Here is a 16,254-nt window from a genome sequence, read left to right as displayed (position 1 = left end):
CAGTACCTTTCTCTTTTATAAATTCTGTGAATTATTTTTACTGCCCCTTAACTTTTTCCAGGCCTTTCGTCCGAATACAATCACCAGAACCAATGTGATTATGGCAAAGATGGCTGCAATAACAGGAGCTGCCATAGCGAGAACAGACATAACCCCCGCTCCTGCCGTCTCCGTTGTCCCTACCACAGAATTTCCCAATCCTCCGGTAGTCGCTGTAGAAGCGGCCCGTATTCCTGCAAAACCGGAGCTGATAGTAGCTGCCGTACCGCCGCCGGCAATTAGTGCCAGAGCCCATTGTGGGAAAGTTCCCAGCTCTGCAAACTGGCTCGCAAACAATATAGAGCCGGCAACCGTGGCCATAGGAATAGATACCGTATCCAGTAAATGGTCAATAAAAGGGATATAATAAGCCAGAATCTCAATAATTGTGGCTATTCCTGTTGTAATAAGCGTAGGCAGGCCTGCAAGCCATTCAAAATGCTCATTCATAGGAATCCAGTTGAAATAAGAGGCAAGACTTACAATAAACATAGGGAGAAATACCCGGAAGCCTGTAGCTGCCGCCAGTCCGATGCCAATAAATGCACTGATTATATAAGAAAAATAGGGAACGTTATCTAACATATTAATTTTCAGATTTATTGTTTTCCCTAAAATACAAAAACTATCCGAAGATCGATATGAAATTTCAGTTCATATGGAAATATTACTTTTTCTGGGCTTCGCAGAGCTTTATAAACTGAGCCTCCACATCCTGAAATTTCGGAGGCATCTCCGGAGAAACCCAAAACAGCATAGCCATAGTTCTTTCTCCAAATGACTGCTTGAAAAGATCTTTGTTCAGACGATAGCACTCTCTCAGTAATCTTTTAATACGATTCCTGTGCACAGCCCTTTTAAAGTATCTTTTAGAGACGGAAACTCCAAACCTTGGAGCTTCTATCGGAAGACTGGTTTTATCCTTCAGGATAATAATTCTCAGATTTCCGCTGGTTCTCCATTTGCCTTTTTCAAAAAGCAAAGCGATCTCCGTATTTTTTTTGAGCTTTTCTGCTCTTGGATATTTGTAGTTCTGCATTAATCTTTCGTCTTTTTCACTAAATGATTAATCACTTCAGCGGCAGCATACAATCCGAAAATTGCAGGAATAAAGCTGATGGTGCCATAGAATGATCTCTTATAATTGCTTCCGTCCGTCATTTTCAAACTTTCCTCCTTTTGAATCTCATTAGAAAATACACATCGTATGCCTTTATTGATCTTTTCTTTTTTTAATCTTTTTCTCACCTGTCTGGCAAGGAAACAGTTGTGGGTTTTACTGATATCCCTTACCATCACCATGCTTGGGTCTACTTTTCCTCCGGCTCCCATTGAACTCACAATCTTGATTTTTCGTCTTCTGGCAGCTTTCATTAAACAGATTTTCGGCGTCACACTGTCGATACAGTCAAGGATATAGTTAAACTTTTCAGAATCAAGTACTTCGTCCATTCTCTCAGGGTTCAGAAACTCGTTCATTTTGGTTAAATGAAGCTGTGGATTGATATCAAGAAGCCTTTCAGCAACAACGTCTACTTTATGCCTTCCAACAGTAGAATGCAATGCAGGAAGCTGTCTGTTGATATTTGTAATATCTACTGTGTCACCATCCACAATGGTCATATTTCCCACTCCGGCCCTTGCAAGAAATTCTGCGGCAAAAGAACCTACTCCGCCTAAACCTACCACAAGCACATTGGCTTTGGCCAGCTTATGCAATCCATCTTCCTTGATCAAAAGTTCAGTTCTCTCCAGCCAGTATTTATCCATTTTGTATTGAGTATAAATTTTCTAAAATTTGTTCATTAAGTTGCTCCAAAGAAATTCCTTTTATTTCTGAAACTTTAAGGTACGATTCCCCGATGTTAAAATCTTCATTGTCAGTTTCTAAAAAGAGTTTGTCTAATGGAGTGTTTTTCAAAATATCCTGCAAAGATAAATTATACAAAACAGCTTTCCCAAAACTCAGGTAAAAATTATTGGCCAGAAGATCTTCCGCAATTTGGCGTTTTTTATTAAAGCCATGGATAATCATGGGCTGTTCCGCCTTCTTTTTAAAAGAAATGATTTCATAAAACTTTCTTACACAATGAATAATCAGCGGTTTTTTTACTTCATTGGCTATTTTGATCTGCCTTAAAAAAACTTCCTCCTGAATATTCTGCTCCACAGAAACCAAAGAATCCAAGCCGCATTCACCAATAGCAAAACAGTTCTGGGACATCATGCTTTTTATCCGGGAAAACTGCTGTTCCATATGGGTCACATCAATATCTTGCGGATGAATTCCAATAGAATAAGGGAAATCAGGCGGAGTTTGGTTAATACCCAGATTGTAAATTCCGTTCCGGATATAGTTCTTATGGTGATGAAAATCAAAAAATTCCATATTCAAAAGTAAGTATTTTCAGATTTAATTTAAAATTATTAAACAAACGTTTATAAATCTGTTAAAAATTTCTTAACTTTACTCAAAGTACACTCATGAAAAAAAAATTTACGGAAAAACAGATTCATATATTGGATATTGCGGAAGAGCTGATTGCAAAAAAAGGCTACGAAGGAACTTCCGTAAGAGATATCTGCTCTAAAGCGAATATCAATGTCGCTATGATCTCTTATTACTTCGGTTCTAAAGAGAAGATGATGTCTTATCTCTATCAGTACAGGGTGCTGAAGACCAGAGAAAATTTTTCAGAATTCGCAGATACCATTAAAGACGGTAAGCCTGAAATGCAGCTGCGGGAAATGATTAAGTATATTGTTTCCCAGCTTTTCAAGTATAACTATTTCCATGGTTTTGTAACCCAGGAACTCCGCCATACGGAAAACCTGAAAGATGAACTGCTTGATTTCTATCAGCTATTCGTAAAAAAACTGGATGAAGTCATTAAAAAAGGGGTTGCATCCGGAGTTTTTACTTTTACTCCCAAGCCTGAAGATATTCTTACCATGATCATCGGGTCCACTTTATTTGTAATCAGGAATAAAAACTTCTATGAGCTGTATGTTCCGAGTAAAAATGAAGAAACCTATGCCAAAGAAGCGGAGAAAAAGGTGAGAATGAATCTTTTATTAAGTGTTTTTGCGATTTTGGGATACGCTGCAGACTAAAATTACGTTAAATATTCATAAAAAAAAATCTATTGGCAAAAAAGTTATATTTTTGCAAATTAGTAAATCGGCTGTGTAATCCGAAAACTGTTGAATTTTTTATATGAAAAAATATATTTTAGGCCTTTTTGCTGTAGCGGTGGTTACATCTTGTGTAAGCCAGCAGGAAAGGGCGATGAGGAGTGCTGATAAAGAGTTTATCCTGAAGGCCGCTAATGAAAACTTTGCTAAGAAAAAGTGGAAAAATGCATTGGCTCTTTACGATAGACTTGCCAATCTTGTGGCGGGAACAGATGACTTTCCTAACGTAGGTTTCAATACAGCTTATGCCAACTATTATGATAAAAGCTATAAGCTGGCAGGTCACCAGTTTAAAAATTTCGCAGTAAGTTTTCCAAAGGATCCAAGAGCAGAAGAAGCAGCATATATGTCTGCATTATGTTACTATGAAGGATCTATGGATTATAACCTGGACCAGTCAAGTACAGAATTGGCAATCAATGAGCTTCAGGAATTCCTGAACAATTATCCTAATTCTGAAAGATCTAAAAATATCAGCCAGCTTATTGATGAATTGTCTTACAAGCTTGAATTTAAAGCGTATGAAAACGGAAGACAATACTACAAAATGGGAGAGTATAAGGCTGCGAATGTAGCATTTGAAAATGTTTTGGAAGATTTCCCAAGTACAAAACTCCGTTCAAAAATTTATGATTATATCATGAAGTCACGCTATGAGTTGGCGATGAAATCAGTTTATAATCTTAAAGATGAGCGTATTGAAAGTGCTCTGACGTATACAAGATTGGTAGAAAAAGAACTTCCAGATACAGAATATTCTAAAACAGCAGCCGACCTTAGAGGAAAACTGGAAAAGGAAAAACAGAACTTTGCAGTTGTTAAAAAACAAACGGAAGCAAGAATGGCAACTTTAACAGCAAGACAGAAAAAAGAAGCTGAAAAATTAGCCGATAAAGATAAAAACGAGCAGCAGATTAAAGATCAGATCAGCAATGAAAAGAAAGCAATGCAGTTACAGAGGGACAGTGCAGCACTTAAGACACCTCCTCCGGCAGCCACTTTCAAAATTCAAAGATAATTCGTAAATTTGCCATCTTAAAATAAAAATAATTTTCTCAAAATGAGTGTAAAAGATACAAAAGCAGAAGTAAATACTATTACTTACGATAAAGATAAGATTGAAGATAAAGTAGGTTCAATCTATGAAGCTATTGTTATCATGGGAAAGAGAGCAGAGCAGATCAATGCGGAGATCCGTACGGAGCTTCACAACAAATTGGATGAATTTGCTGTTCACAATTCTACATTGGAAGAGGTTTTCGAAAACAGAGAACAGATTGAGATCTCTAAACATTACGAAAAGCTTCCAAAGCCTACTTCAATTGCTATTGAAGAATGGTTGAACGATGATGTCTATTTCAGAAAAACAGAAGAGAGAAAATAATCATCTGTGCTTTAATAAAATCAAGGTCATAAAGGAATTCACTTCTTTTATGACCTTTGTTATTTTTAAAGCCTCATGGTGTGGGAAAAAATAAGTACTTTAGTATTTCAAAAATTAGAACTAAATGAGTGTTTCCGGTAAAAAAATACTTATCGCTGTCTCCGGAGGAATTGCGGCTTACAAAATTCATTTTCTGATCAGGGATTTTGTGAAGAAAGGAGCCGAAGTACAAGTGATGATGACTCCTGACGCAGAAAACTTTGTAACAAAACTGAGCCTGTCTACATTATCCAAAAAACCAGTATATTCAGATTTCTACGGCGATAACGGAACATGGAACAGCCATGTGGAAATGGCGCTGTGGGCAGATGTTATGATTGTAGCTCCCTGCACAGCCAATACATTGTCTAAAATGGTTCACGGAATGTGTGATAATCTCGTTATTGCAACCTATATGTCTGCAAAATGTCCGGTGTTTATTGCTCCTGCTATGGATCTTGATATGTATGCACATCCTTCTGCAAAAAAGAACCTGGAGCTGGCAGAAAGCTTCGGACACACTATCATTCCTGCGGAAAACGGAGAGCTGGCAAGCGGACTGATTGGGCAGGGTAGAATGGCAGAGCCGGCAACTGTTTTCAATACCGTTGAACATCATTTTACTGCACATAACCATTCCAGAAGTCTTGAAGGAAAAACCGTTTTAATTACGGCCGGACCTACATATGAAGCTATTGATCCGGTAAGGTTCATAGGAAATCATTCATCAGGGAAGATGGGATTCTCCCTCGCAGAAGAAGCTTCAAAAAGAGGAGCAAGGGTGATCCTTGTTTCCGGACCAAGTTTCCAAACCATTAACGATCCGAATGTAGAACTTCATCAAGTGACCTCGGCAAAAGAAATGCTGGCCAAAGTATTTGAATTTTACGACAGAATAGATATCGGTATTGCCAGTGCAGCGGTGGCAGACTATGCTCCCAAAGAAGTAGCGAAGGAAAAAATCAAAAAGAATGATGAAAACCTGACGATAGAACTGGTGAAAAATCCGGATATCCTTAAAACAATGGGAGAAAAGAAAACCCATCAGTTTCTGGTAGGATTTGCACTGGAAACCCAAAATGAAGAGGAAAATGCAAAAGGAAAACTGGAAAAGAAAAATCTGGATATGATTGTTCTGAATTCCCTGCGTGATGAAGGTGCCGGTTTTAAAAATGATACCAACAAAATCAAGATATTAACCAAAACGGAGAAAAAGGAATTCAACCTGAAATCCAAAGACGATGTGGCGAAAGATATTCTCAATTTTGTTGAGGCTCAACTTTTAAAATAATTTTAATAAATTTCCGTTCTCAATTTTTAATAGACAATGAAAAAAATTATAAGTTTATTTTTTCTGTTTTTTATATACACCCAAAGTTTTTCTCAGGAACTGCTGTCCACGGTACAGGTAAACTCCAAACAGTTGGGAGGAAGTAACCAGCAGGCCTATAAAGCGTTGGAAAAAAGCCTCCGGGACTTTATCAATAATACAAGCTGGACAGGCAAAAGGCTTCAGAATTTTGAAAAAATAAAATGTGCTTTTTCTATTGTTATTTCTGAAAGAGACGTTAATAAATTCAAGGGAACTATTGTCATCCAGGCTGTAAGACCGGTTTATAACACAACATATGAATCTCCATTACTGAATCTCCAGGACCAGAGGTTTGCTTTTGAATATATTGAAAATGAGAGTCTTATTTTCAATGAAAGACAATTCTCCGGGAAGAATCTTACGGATGTGATCAGTTTCTATATTTATGTGATTCTGGGGATGGATGCCGACAGCTTCCAGTCTATGGGTGGATCTCAATGGTATGCAAAAGCACAGCAGATCGCCCAGAATTCCCAAAACAGAAATTATGAAGGCTGGAATACCATCAACGAGCCGAGAAGCCGTTCTATTCTGATTAATGAAATCATGAACCCTAACTGGAGCCAGCTGCGTTCTACCATTTATACGTATCATAGAGCAGGACTGGATAACCTTTTCAACCAGGATCAGACTGCCGGGAAAAAAGTGATTTTTGATGCTCTGATGCAGCTGAAAATGTATGAAAACAGTTTCCAGCAGGCATTTTTCTTTAATCTGTTCATGGATACCAAAAGTGACGAAATATTCAATATTTTCAATTCCGGAAATAACGGAGGTTTAATTCTCAATGATCTTAAGCAGAATATGATTATCCTCTCGCCAAAGAATATAGACAATAAGTGGAATAAATGGAGAGTTTAGGAACTCTTGAATAAGTTTTAAAGATCGTATTATTGATGAGCGCGCAATAATTTTAAACAAATACGTCCTATTAGCAGTTAGCTTCCATAGGAACTGGACTTGATCCCATCGGGACCTACTGTTAATAGAAAAAAGTGAAGTCTCTGTAAAAAAAATAACTCCGGAGGGGCGACCTATTAATTATGCTTTAATTAATCGGACAAGAATGAAAAAAAACTTATTTTTACAGTTCAAACTCAAATTGGATTATAACCCGGACTATCAATGCTTTCGAGAATTTATATTAAAAACTTTGCCCTGATTGATACCCTTGAAGTATCATTGAAAAATGGTTTACAGGTGATTACCGGAGAAACCGGAGCCGGGAAATCTATTATTTTGGGAGCTCTGCGACTTATTTTAGGAGAAAGGGCCGATGTAAAATCTATCGCCAAAGCCGAAGAGAAAAGTGTAGTGGAAACCGAATTTTCTCTCAACAATCAGTTTAAGAAATTCTTTATTGAAAATGACCTGGATTACGAGCTTCAGACCATAATCAGGAGAGAAATCCTTCCTTCAGGGAAATCGCGTGCATTTATCAACGATGTACCGGTAACACTGGATATTCTTAAAGAACTTTCTTCACAGCTGATCGATATCCATTCCCAGTTTGAAACATCCAATCTTTTTACCTCAGAATATCAGTTTAAAATTATTGACGGGTTTTCTGAAAATAAAAAGATCATTGAAGAGTATCAACAGGAGTTTTCTGAATTTCAAACACTGAAATTGTTGTTGAAAAAATTGAAAACCCAGCTTTCAGAATTCAATAAAGAAAGCGATTATAAAGAATTTTTACTCAACGAATTAGAAGAGCTGAAGCTTGATGATGTTGATTATGAAGATATTCAGAATCAGCTTTCCATTCAGGAAAATGCAGGAATGATCTCCGAAAATATTGGTCAGATTCTATCGAGGTTCCATCAGGAAGAAATAGGAATTCTGTCATTCTTTAACGAGGCCACCAATAAGCTGTCTAAAATTTCTGAAGTTTCTACCAGTTTTGCAGAACTTGACGAAAGGCTGGAAACTTCTTTTGTAGAACTTAAAGATATCATTTCCGAACTTGAACATGAAGCGGAAAGAGTTGAAATCAATCCGGAAAATCTGGTATACCTTACCGATCTTAATAATAAAATCAACGCTTTATTCCTGAAACATAATGTTTCAGACCTTAATGAACTGATCGAGATCAGAAATCAGCTGGCAGGAGATCAGAAAGGAGCCTCAGACCTAGAATTACAGATTGAAGAAACAGAAGAAAATATTTCTCAAAAAGAAAAAACGCTTCAGAGTCTTGTTGCAAAGCTTTCCAAGAACAGACATAAAAATATTCCGGTTTTCATCAAAAAAGCTGAAAGCCTTCTCAAGAAATTAGGACTGGAAAAAGCAAAGGTGGATATAGAGTTACAGGATGCTGATGAATTCAATCCGTTTGGAAAAGAAAATATCCAGCTGTTGTTCCAGGCCAATTCAGGGTTCCCTTTAAGGCCAATTCAGACGGCTATTTCCGGAGGAGAAAGATCAAGAGTAATGCTTGCTGTAAAGAAGATCATTGCAGAAAGTGATGAGCTTCCAACCCTTATTCTGGACGAAATAGACACCGGAGTTTCAGGAAAAGTAGCTGAAGAGATTGGAAATCTTATGAGAGAAATGTCCGAAGATATGCAGCTGATTGTTATTTCCCACCTCGCACAGGTAGCTGCCAAAGGAAATGATAACTATAAAGTGGTAAAACAGGATATTTCTGGCAGAACACAATCTACCATTATTCCTTTGACCAGCGAAGAAAAGCTGAACGAAATTGCCCAATTGCTTTCCGGAAGTAAAATTACGGAAGCTGCCTTAGCACAGGCAAAAGAACTTATCGGATAATTGTAAAATACTATTTTTTCCTAAAAATTTGTAACATATTTTGCATTATATTTACTAATATAAAAAACTAAAATATGTTTCTAAAGTTCCTTGGGCTTGAAATCAAAAGCTTTTTTCGTGGTACTTCTTTAGGGATCAATCTGACCATGAAAATCCTCCGTTTCATAGGAATACTTTACTTCATAGGTTGTCTTGTAGGGGGTGCCTTTGCTGCCTTTTTCTATATTCAGGAGGAAATGCATCAGAATCCTTTACAGGTAGTTTCAAAATTCATGATTGTAGCTTGGATTATTGATCTTGTTCTTAAATATCTCTGGCAGGAAATCCCTACACAGAATATTAAACCCTTCCTTACCATGAATATCAGGAAGAATACACTGGTCAATTATATGCTGTCCAAAACTTTCCTTTCCGCTTTCAGCTGGCTGAGTTCTTTATTCTTTATTACATTTTCACTGATTGCTTTATATAACGGATATAGTATTTCAGGAGTAGTGGTGTGGCTTGTAGGAGTGATTTCATTACTGTACCTGAATAATTTCATCAATATTTTCTTCAACGGTAAAGAAACCCTGGCTGTGGCCATAGGAGTGTGCTTCCTGGTGATAGGAGCGCTGGCATATTACAATATGATCCCAGTTCTGTCTTATTCTGAGGCGGTTTTCTTCAGCTTTTATGAAAAACCTTATTTTACACTCATTCCTGTTGCTTTATTTGTGATATTGTGGTGGTTATGTTTCCGTTACCTTCGTCAGGAATTTTATCTTGATCAGGGGCTTGAGGCCAAGAAAACAGTAGGGAAAACAGAGAATATCGCTTTCCTGAATAAATACGGAGTGACCGGCACCTTTATCAATAATGATATCAAAATGCTGAGAAGAAATAAAGTAACCAAAGGCATTCTGCTGGGCAGCTTTATGTTTCTGTTCTATGGGTTGCTGATGTTTAGTTCTTCACTCTACAAAACTCCGGCTATGATGATGTTTATGGGACTTTTTGTAACAGGAGGTTTCCAGTTTCTGTTCGGACAAAGGGTGCCTGCTTTTGACAGTTCATATTATCCTTTGATGATGACCCTGAATGTACCTTACAAAGAATATTTAAAAGCAAAATGGTGGCTGATGAATATTGTAACGGGTATTTCTATCATTGTAGCGCTTTGCTATGCTTATTTTGGCTGGGAAGTTTATATTACATTCTTTGCCGCAGGATTATACAATATTGGAGTGAATTCCCAGTTTACCCTATGGTCGGGAGCATTCAACAAAACTCAGATCGACTTGAATTCAAAAGAGAAAAGACTGGGGCAGAAAGGGAGCTTTAATATGGTGGCTATACTTTTACTGATTCCTAAAATGCTTCTTCCTATGGGAGTATTTGCGCTGGCAAAATATTTCACAGGAATTACGGGAGGAGTAATAAGCATTGCTATTATTGGGATCATCGGATTCTTTATGAGAGAAAAGATTTTCGGGATCATTGTCAAACACTATAAAAAAGAAAAATACAGCACACTTGATGCATTTAAAAATAAAGGTTAAGCCATGATCAACATACAAAATTTATCCAAAACATACGGAAAAGCAACGGTTCTTAATATTGAACATCTTGAAATACCAAACGGGGAAACATTTGGTCTTGTAGGAAATAACGGAGCAGGAAAAACAACCCTTTTCAGCCTGATGCTGGATTTGATCCAGGCTAGTACAGGATTTGTAAGCATTGACGGAATTAAGGTCAATGAATCTGAAGCCTGGAAAAATAAAGTATCAGCTTTCGTAGACGATACCTTTCTCATCGGTTATCTTACTCCGGAGGAATATTTTTACTTCATTGGAGAGCTGAGGGGCCAGAACAAAGCCTCTGTAGACGAATTTCTGAAGCCTTTTCATGATTTTTTCAATGGCGAAATCCTGAAGTCCGGAAAATATATCCGCGACCTTTCAAAAGGAAATCAGAAGAAAGTAGGAATCGTAGGCGCCATCATCGGAAACCCTGAGATTATTATCCTTGATGAGCCTTTTGCCAACCTGGATCCTTCTACGCAGATCAAACTTAAAAACCTGATTAAAGAATTATCAAAACAGGATGGTGTTACCTTTCTGATATCCAGTCATGATCTTTCCCATACCACAGAAGTCTGCAACAGAATTGTCGTGGTGAACAAAGGTCTTTTGGTAAAAGATATTCAGACCAACCCTGAAACTTTAAAAGATCTGGAACAATATTTTGCAGATCAGGTTTCAATTTCGGATATTTAGTACCACAAAAAAGTGATATGAATTCGATAGAGTCACAGAACGTAACGGACTATCCAAATAGCAATACTATTTTCATGGTCTGGAAACTTCATGACAGTCCACAGCTGAAAGATGTTTTTCAGCAGCTGTGTGCTTTGGTACTAAATCTTAATAATTCCGTTTTCAACAGGTTTCCGGACAGCAGAGCAAGCTGCGTAATGGGAATCGGTGCTGAAGCATGGAGAAAACTGGAGCTTCCAACACCTATGCCTAAGGAATTAGTCAGTTTTGAAGAAATAAAAGGAATAAAACATACTGCTGTTTCTACTCCCGGAGACCTTCATTTTCACTTAAGAGCAGATAATAAAAGTCTGATCTTTGATATGGGAATTGAAATATCAAATTTACTGAGCTCTGTGGCAGAAAGCATTTTGGAGATTCACGGATTTAAATATTGGGACGCACGTTCTATTCTTGGTTTTGTAGACGGAACAGAAAATCCCCATGGTGATGACCGTGATTATTTTGCTAAAATTGGCGATGAAGACCTTCAGTATAAAGGCGGAAGTTATCTTTTCGTTCAGAAATATCTTAACAATATGGCTGCCTGGAAAGGGTTGTCCACGGAAGATCAGGAAAAGGTAATCGGAAGATCTAAGGAAAATGATATTGAAATGTCTGATGATGTAAAACCTTCAAACTCTCATATTGCCTTAGCCAACATTGAAGGTGAGAATGGAGAAGAATTGAAAATTGTCAGAGATAATATGCCCTTTGGAAGCCCTTCCTCGAATGAGTTTGGAACCTATTTTATTGCCTATTCAAGCACATTTACGACAACCAAAAAAATGTTGACCAATATGTTTATAGGTGATCCGCCGGGAAATTATGACAGGATTTTAGATTTCAGCATGGCAGTTACCGGAACGCTTTTCTTTGTTCCTACCAGAAATATGCTTGATGAATTCTCAGGATAAAGTGCAAAGCTGTCTTATTCAGGCAGCTTTTTTAATATAGAAACTGTTTAAACTTTTTTGTACAATCCATAATAGTTAAAACACGCAAAGAAAATGCATATTATTTCTATTTAAGGAAGCAAAGAAATACGGATAATTAAGCCCATGCTTCAGACCAGATTTCATCTGCTAAATTTTGGCTGCCTTAAATTCTGCACCTTGAAAATGAAGCCTTTGCGTTTTTTATTATTCGGATTTAAATTATTCTGAAAAATTAAAATAAACGATAAATAAAATTTTTTCAAAAAATTGTAACCTTTTTTTGTTTTCATTGTCTTTAGTATAGAAACAGATAAGCATGAAACTTTTGTTCGGAAATAAAAAGAATGATTTATTGAGCCTCCTGAAGAAACAGGATCCGGCTGCACAGAAGGTTTTCTATGAACAGAATGTAAAGAAATTTCTGAGTGTAAGCAAAAGCTATGTGAGCGATTTGTATCAGGCAGAAGATTGTCTCATCAAAGCATTCTGTAAAATTTTCAGACACATAGAAAGCTTCAGGGAAGAATCGAATCTGGAAAGCTGGGCGAGAAGAATTGTAGTGAATGAATGCCTGAATTTTATCAAAAGCCATAAAACGGTTTTCTATCTGGACGAAATCAATCCATCTTTTCACGAAGACATTCACGAACCGGAGATTGACTGTGATTTTAATGCGCAGGACCTTTTGGATCAGCTGCCTGATGCCTACAGGATGGTTTTTAACCTCTATGTGCTGGAAAATTATTCTCATCAGGAAATTGCTGATACATTGCAGATCTCAGTTGCAGTCAGTAAGACACAGCTGTTCAGAGCTAAAGAGAAATTAAGAAAGATCTACTTTCAACAACAAAAAAAAGTGAAAAATGAAAACGTTTAAAGATAATATTGAACATCAGATCAAACATCAGATTGAGGAAAGAGAGATTGCTCCAAGCCGCGATCTGTGGTCTGAAATAGAGGTTCATAACAGAAATAATACTCGTCCCAAATCAAAAGTAAACTGGTTTTTAGTGGCTGCATGTTTGATGTTGACATTCAGTTTGGGAAGTGTTCTGTTTTTTCTTAATCAGCCTTCAGAGATTCAACCGAAAATGGTAAAGAAAACAGAAAAGAGCACTCCAGAAGAAATCGTAAAAGATCCGGTTCAGAATACTCCTCAGGTGGCAGTTGAGAATAATGATAAAAAGGAAGTAAAGAAAACACTTTCCCCGGATAAAGAAGAAGTGATTTCTGCTGTGGCAATAGTTCAGAATAAACTTATTCCTAAAGAAACTAAACTGGAGCTTCCTCAGCTTTCGAATCCTAAACTGATGGCAAAAGCCGATTCTTTAAAAACTCCGGCTAAAAAGAAAAAATATGTAGATCCTTCTACACTTCTTTTCTCAGTAGAGCACAAAGATGTCATCGAAAAAACAAAGGATGGAAGTAATGTGGCTACTACTATTGATTTAAATGCAAGATAATTTGTCCGAAAAAAAATAAAAATTAATAATATGATCAAGAAATTAATCGTAATGGGATTGCTATGCTTTTTTCAGCGTCAATCTATGCACAGAAAACTTTAAATATTAACCTTTCTTCTAAAAAGATACGGAGGTAAGCCCGATTGTAAAAGAGAAAGTGGAAGAATATGCTACAAAAATTAATACCATTATTCAGGAAGAAAAAAAGCTTATGGAAGAAGAATTGGTGGTTTTGCAGGCCAGAAACCTTGATAAAGCAGATTTTGACAGGGAAAAAGCTCAGATTGCAGACCGTTATTCCGAGAAAATGAATAAAAGAATTGAAGAACTTGGGTTTGATCTGGATGATGTCATTCAGAAGCAGGTAAGGTATTCACTTTTGAATACAGATGTTACTTCGAAAGAAGAGCTCAAAGAGAAACTGTTGAAAAAATTCCGTCCCAGCAGAAGCTTTACAGGATATTTTTCTTACGGAATTATGACTTTGACAAACAGCTCTCAGGATAACGAACTGGATAAAAATATCGGATTTGCCAATAATCTGGAATTTGGTCTGAAACTGAATTACCAGCTTAGCAGAACAAGTCCGTGGGCCATTACTTCAGGATTAGGATTCTCATGGAGAACGGTAAGAGCGGATAACAACATGATGTTTATAAGAAATGCTAATCAGGGAGTTGCTTTGGTTCAGGCTAATGAAAATCTGGATAAAAGCAAGCTGAGAACAGGATATATTATGGTTCCTCTCGGGGTACAGTATAATTTCTCCAAGCTTAAAAATGCCGGGATGGATATCAAATACCGCAGCTATTACAACGGATTTAAAATTGGAGCCAATGTATATGGAGGTGTAAAAATGTCAACCAACAATATTGTAAAAGGAATAGACGGCGAAACCCGGGACCGCGGAAATTATCAGGTGAATCCTTTTGTATACGGAGCACAGATTACGGTCTCATACAACAGCTTCAGTCTCTTTGTTAAAAAAGATTTCAGCAACTTCTTTAAAGACAGTTATTTCAAAAATGATAAAGCGCTGATATTCGGCCTGGCCATCGGATTAGATTAAATATATTGTTGATAACAAAACGAAAAACTCCGGGAAAGGCTCCCGGAGTTTTTGCATTGTATCAGTTATAGAATCATTATTTTAAACTTCCTACCATATCTTCAGGTTTTACCCATTCGTCAAACTGTTCAGCAGTTAAGAGACCGAGATTGATGGCCTCTTCTTTCAACGTAGTTCCGTTTTTATGGGCCGTTTTTGCAATTTTAGCCGCATTTTCATATCCGATATGAGTATTTAAAGCCGTAACAAGCATTAATGATTTGTCTACAAGCTCTTTAATTCTCTCATGATTCGGTTCAATACCTACCGCACAGTGGTCATTGAAAGAAATACATGCATCAGCAATCAATTGGGCAGATTGCAGGAAATTGTAAGCCATTACCGGTTTGAAAACATTCAGCTCATAATTTCCCTGGGTTCCGGCAAAAGAAATGGTTGTATCATTTCCTAAAACCTGTGCACAAACCATCGTCATGGCTTCATTCTGGGTAGGATTTACTTTCCCTGGCATAATAGACGATCCCGGTTCATTTTCAGGAATATGAATTTCTCCGATTCCGGAACGTGGGCCCGATGCCAGCAATCTGATATCCTGTGCAATTTTATATAAAGAAACGGCAAGCTGTTTTAAAGCTCCGTGAGATTCAACAATCGCATCATGAGCAGCAAGAGCTTCAAATTTATTTTCTGCAGTGATAAAAGGATGATTGGTAAATTGGGCAATATATTCAGCTACTTTTACATCATACCCGTTAGGTGTATTCAATCCTGTACCTACAGCCGTTCCTCCCAAAGCCAGTTCAGAAAGGTGAGGTAATGTATTTTTTAAAGCTCTCAACCCGAATTCCAATTGAGCCACATACCCGGAAAATTCCTGTCCCAAAGTAAGTGGAGTAGCATCCATCAAATGGGTTCTACCGATTTTTACCACATCTTTGAATGCTTTTGACTTTTCAGCCAGCGTATTTTTTAGTTTTTCTACAGCCGGGATTGTTACTTCCACCACCTTTGTATAAGCAGCAATGTGCATGGCAGTTGGATAAGTATCATTGGATGACTGGGATTTATTCACATCGTCATTCGGGTGAATTTCAGATTTTTCACCTAAAGTTCCTCCGTTATTGACGTGAGCTCTGTTTGAAACTACTTCATTCACATTCATATTCGACTGCGTTCCGGAACCCGTTTGCCAGATCACCAATGGAAACTGGTCATTAAGTTTTCCTTCCAGAATTTCATCACATACTTTAGCAATCATATCTCTTTTTTCCGCAGAAAGTACGCCCAGATCAGTGTTGGTATAAGCGGCAGCCTTCTTCAGATAAGCAAAAGCTTCAATGATTTCGTGCGGCATTGAGCCTTCAGGTCCTATTTTGAAATTGTTTCTGGAACGTTCCGTCTGTGCACCCCAAAGCTTATCTGCAGGTACCTGCACTTCTCCCATGGTGTCTTTTTCTATTCTGTAATTCATAGTGGTTGAAATTTGTATGATCTTATTTTTAGCCATAAAAAATTGTTGACATTATTCATGTTTAATGAAAGAAATAATATTTTGGTTTGATTTATTTAGCTTTTATAAAGGTACTTATAAACTCAGAAACCTCCAATTTATAATCATTATAAATATCGATTTAAGTGACTGATTTTACTCATATTTTTAGAGGAGGACGTATTTTTGTA

The 16,254-nt window shown here is 37.3% G+C and carries 17 protein-coding genes; 12 read left to right on the top strand and 5 right to left on the bottom strand.

Annotation, left to right across the window (positions count from 1 at the left end; translation table 11 throughout):
• Positions 1-15: 15 nt before the first annotated feature.
• The 4 genes from ACP3T3_RS13745 to ACP3T3_RS13730 all read right to left on the bottom strand — a co-directional run bounded on the left by ACP3T3_RS13745 (position 16) and on the right by ACP3T3_RS13730 (position 2,428).
• Positions 16-624, bottom strand: coding sequence for a DUF4126 domain-containing protein (locus ACP3T3_RS13745; protein WP_426476410.1), 609 nt, complete (start codon positions 622-624; stop codon positions 16-18).
• 82 nt (positions 625-706) lie between these two features.
• Positions 707-1,078, bottom strand: coding sequence for a ribonuclease P protein component (gene rnpA / locus ACP3T3_RS13740; RefSeq protein WP_426476409.1), 372 nt, complete (start codon positions 1,076-1,078; stop codon positions 707-709).
• Positions 1,078-1,809 (bottom strand): tRNA threonylcarbamoyladenosine dehydratase, encoded by a 732-nt coding sequence (locus ACP3T3_RS13735; protein WP_426476408.1) that lies wholly within the window; start codon positions 1,807-1,809, stop codon positions 1,078-1,080. The genes rnpA and ACP3T3_RS13735 overlap by 1 nt, the downstream gene beginning before the upstream one ends.
• Positions 1,802-2,428 (bottom strand): TatD family hydrolase, encoded by a 627-nt coding sequence (locus ACP3T3_RS13730; RefSeq protein ID WP_426476407.1) that lies wholly within the window; start codon positions 2,426-2,428, stop codon positions 1,802-1,804. The genes ACP3T3_RS13735 and ACP3T3_RS13730 overlap by 8 nt, the downstream gene beginning before the upstream one ends.
• 95 nt (positions 2,429-2,523) lie before the next feature.
• On the opposite strand from ACP3T3_RS13730, the gene ACP3T3_RS13725 reads away from it, so the two are divergent.
• The 12 genes from ACP3T3_RS13725 to ACP3T3_RS13670 all read left to right on the top strand — a co-directional run bounded on the left by ACP3T3_RS13725 (position 2,524) and on the right by ACP3T3_RS13670 (position 14,574).
• On the top strand, positions 2,524-3,153 hold the full coding sequence (locus tag ACP3T3_RS13725) for a TetR/AcrR family transcriptional regulator (RefSeq protein WP_047428771.1): 630 nt from the start codon (positions 2,524-2,526) through the stop codon (positions 3,151-3,153).
• 103 nt (positions 3,154-3,256) lie between these two features.
• Positions 3,257-4,252 carry an outer membrane protein assembly factor BamD gene (locus ACP3T3_RS13720; RefSeq protein ID WP_426476406.1) on the top strand — a complete coding sequence of 332 codons (996 nt, stop codon included), beginning with the start codon at positions 3,257-3,259 and terminating at the stop codon, positions 4,250-4,252.
• Positions 4,253-4,294: 42 nt separating this feature from the next.
• Complete coding sequence (locus ACP3T3_RS13715) at positions 4,295-4,618, top strand: DNA-directed RNA polymerase subunit omega (RefSeq protein WP_002983982.1); 324 nt, start codon at positions 4,295-4,297, stop codon at positions 4,616-4,618.
• A gap of 124 nt (positions 4,619-4,742) precedes the next feature.
• Positions 4,743-5,948: a bifunctional phosphopantothenoylcysteine decarboxylase/phosphopantothenate--cysteine ligase CoaBC gene (gene coaBC, locus ACP3T3_RS13710; protein WP_426476405.1), complete on the top strand. Its 1,206-nt coding sequence runs from the start codon at positions 4,743-4,745 to the stop codon at positions 5,946-5,948.
• 36 nt (positions 5,949-5,984) lie between these two features.
• Positions 5,985-6,890: a DUF4835 family protein gene (locus ACP3T3_RS13705; protein WP_426476404.1), complete on the top strand. Its 906-nt coding sequence runs from the start codon at positions 5,985-5,987 to the stop codon at positions 6,888-6,890.
• Between the two features lie 264 nt (positions 6,891-7,154).
• Positions 7,155-8,804 (top strand): DNA repair protein RecN, encoded by a 1,650-nt coding sequence (locus ACP3T3_RS13700; RefSeq protein WP_426476403.1) that lies wholly within the window; start codon positions 7,155-7,157, stop codon positions 8,802-8,804.
• Positions 8,805-8,878: 74 nt separating this feature from the next.
• Entirely contained in the window at positions 8,879-10,345 is a 1,467-nt protein-coding gene (locus ACP3T3_RS13695; RefSeq protein ID WP_426476402.1) for a DUF5687 family protein, read from the top strand.
• A gap of 3 nt (positions 10,346-10,348) precedes the next feature.
• Positions 10,349-11,065 (top strand): ABC transporter ATP-binding protein, encoded by a 717-nt coding sequence (locus tag ACP3T3_RS13690; protein ID WP_426476401.1) that lies wholly within the window; start codon positions 10,349-10,351, stop codon positions 11,063-11,065.
• Between the two features lie 17 nt (positions 11,066-11,082).
• A complete protein-coding gene (locus ACP3T3_RS13685) occupies positions 11,083-12,021 on the top strand; it encodes a Dyp-type peroxidase (protein ID WP_426476400.1) in 939 nt (312 codons plus the stop codon).
• Between the two features lie 337 nt (positions 12,022-12,358).
• Positions 12,359-12,919, top strand: a complete 561-nt coding sequence (locus tag ACP3T3_RS13680; protein ID WP_426476399.1) for an RNA polymerase sigma factor — start codon at positions 12,359-12,361, stop codon at positions 12,917-12,919.
• Positions 12,906-13,505, top strand: coding sequence for a hypothetical protein (locus tag ACP3T3_RS13675; RefSeq protein WP_426476398.1), 600 nt, complete (start codon positions 12,906-12,908; stop codon positions 13,503-13,505). Before ACP3T3_RS13680 ends, ACP3T3_RS13675 begins: the two co-directional genes overlap by 14 nt.
• A gap of 157 nt (positions 13,506-13,662) precedes the next feature.
• A complete protein-coding gene (locus ACP3T3_RS13670) occupies positions 13,663-14,574 on the top strand; it encodes an outer membrane beta-barrel protein (RefSeq protein ID WP_426476397.1) in 912 nt (303 codons plus the stop codon).
• 76 nt (positions 14,575-14,650) lie between these two features.
• Here ACP3T3_RS13670 and fumC read toward each other — a convergent pair whose 3' ends face one another.
• Positions 14,651-16,045, bottom strand: a complete 1,395-nt coding sequence (fumC, locus tag ACP3T3_RS13665; protein ID WP_426476396.1) for a class II fumarate hydratase — start codon at positions 16,043-16,045, stop codon at positions 14,651-14,653.
• Positions 16,046-16,254: the final 209 nt, after the last annotated feature.

Source organism: Chryseobacterium sp. CBSDS_008, assembly GCF_049959325.1.
In the GTDB taxonomy this organism is placed as follows: Bacteria; Bacteroidota; Bacteroidia; order Flavobacteriales; family Weeksellaceae; genus Chryseobacterium.
The sequence above is the reverse complement of the archived record's forward strand: the minus strand, read 5'-3'. Positions and strand labels throughout refer to the sequence as shown.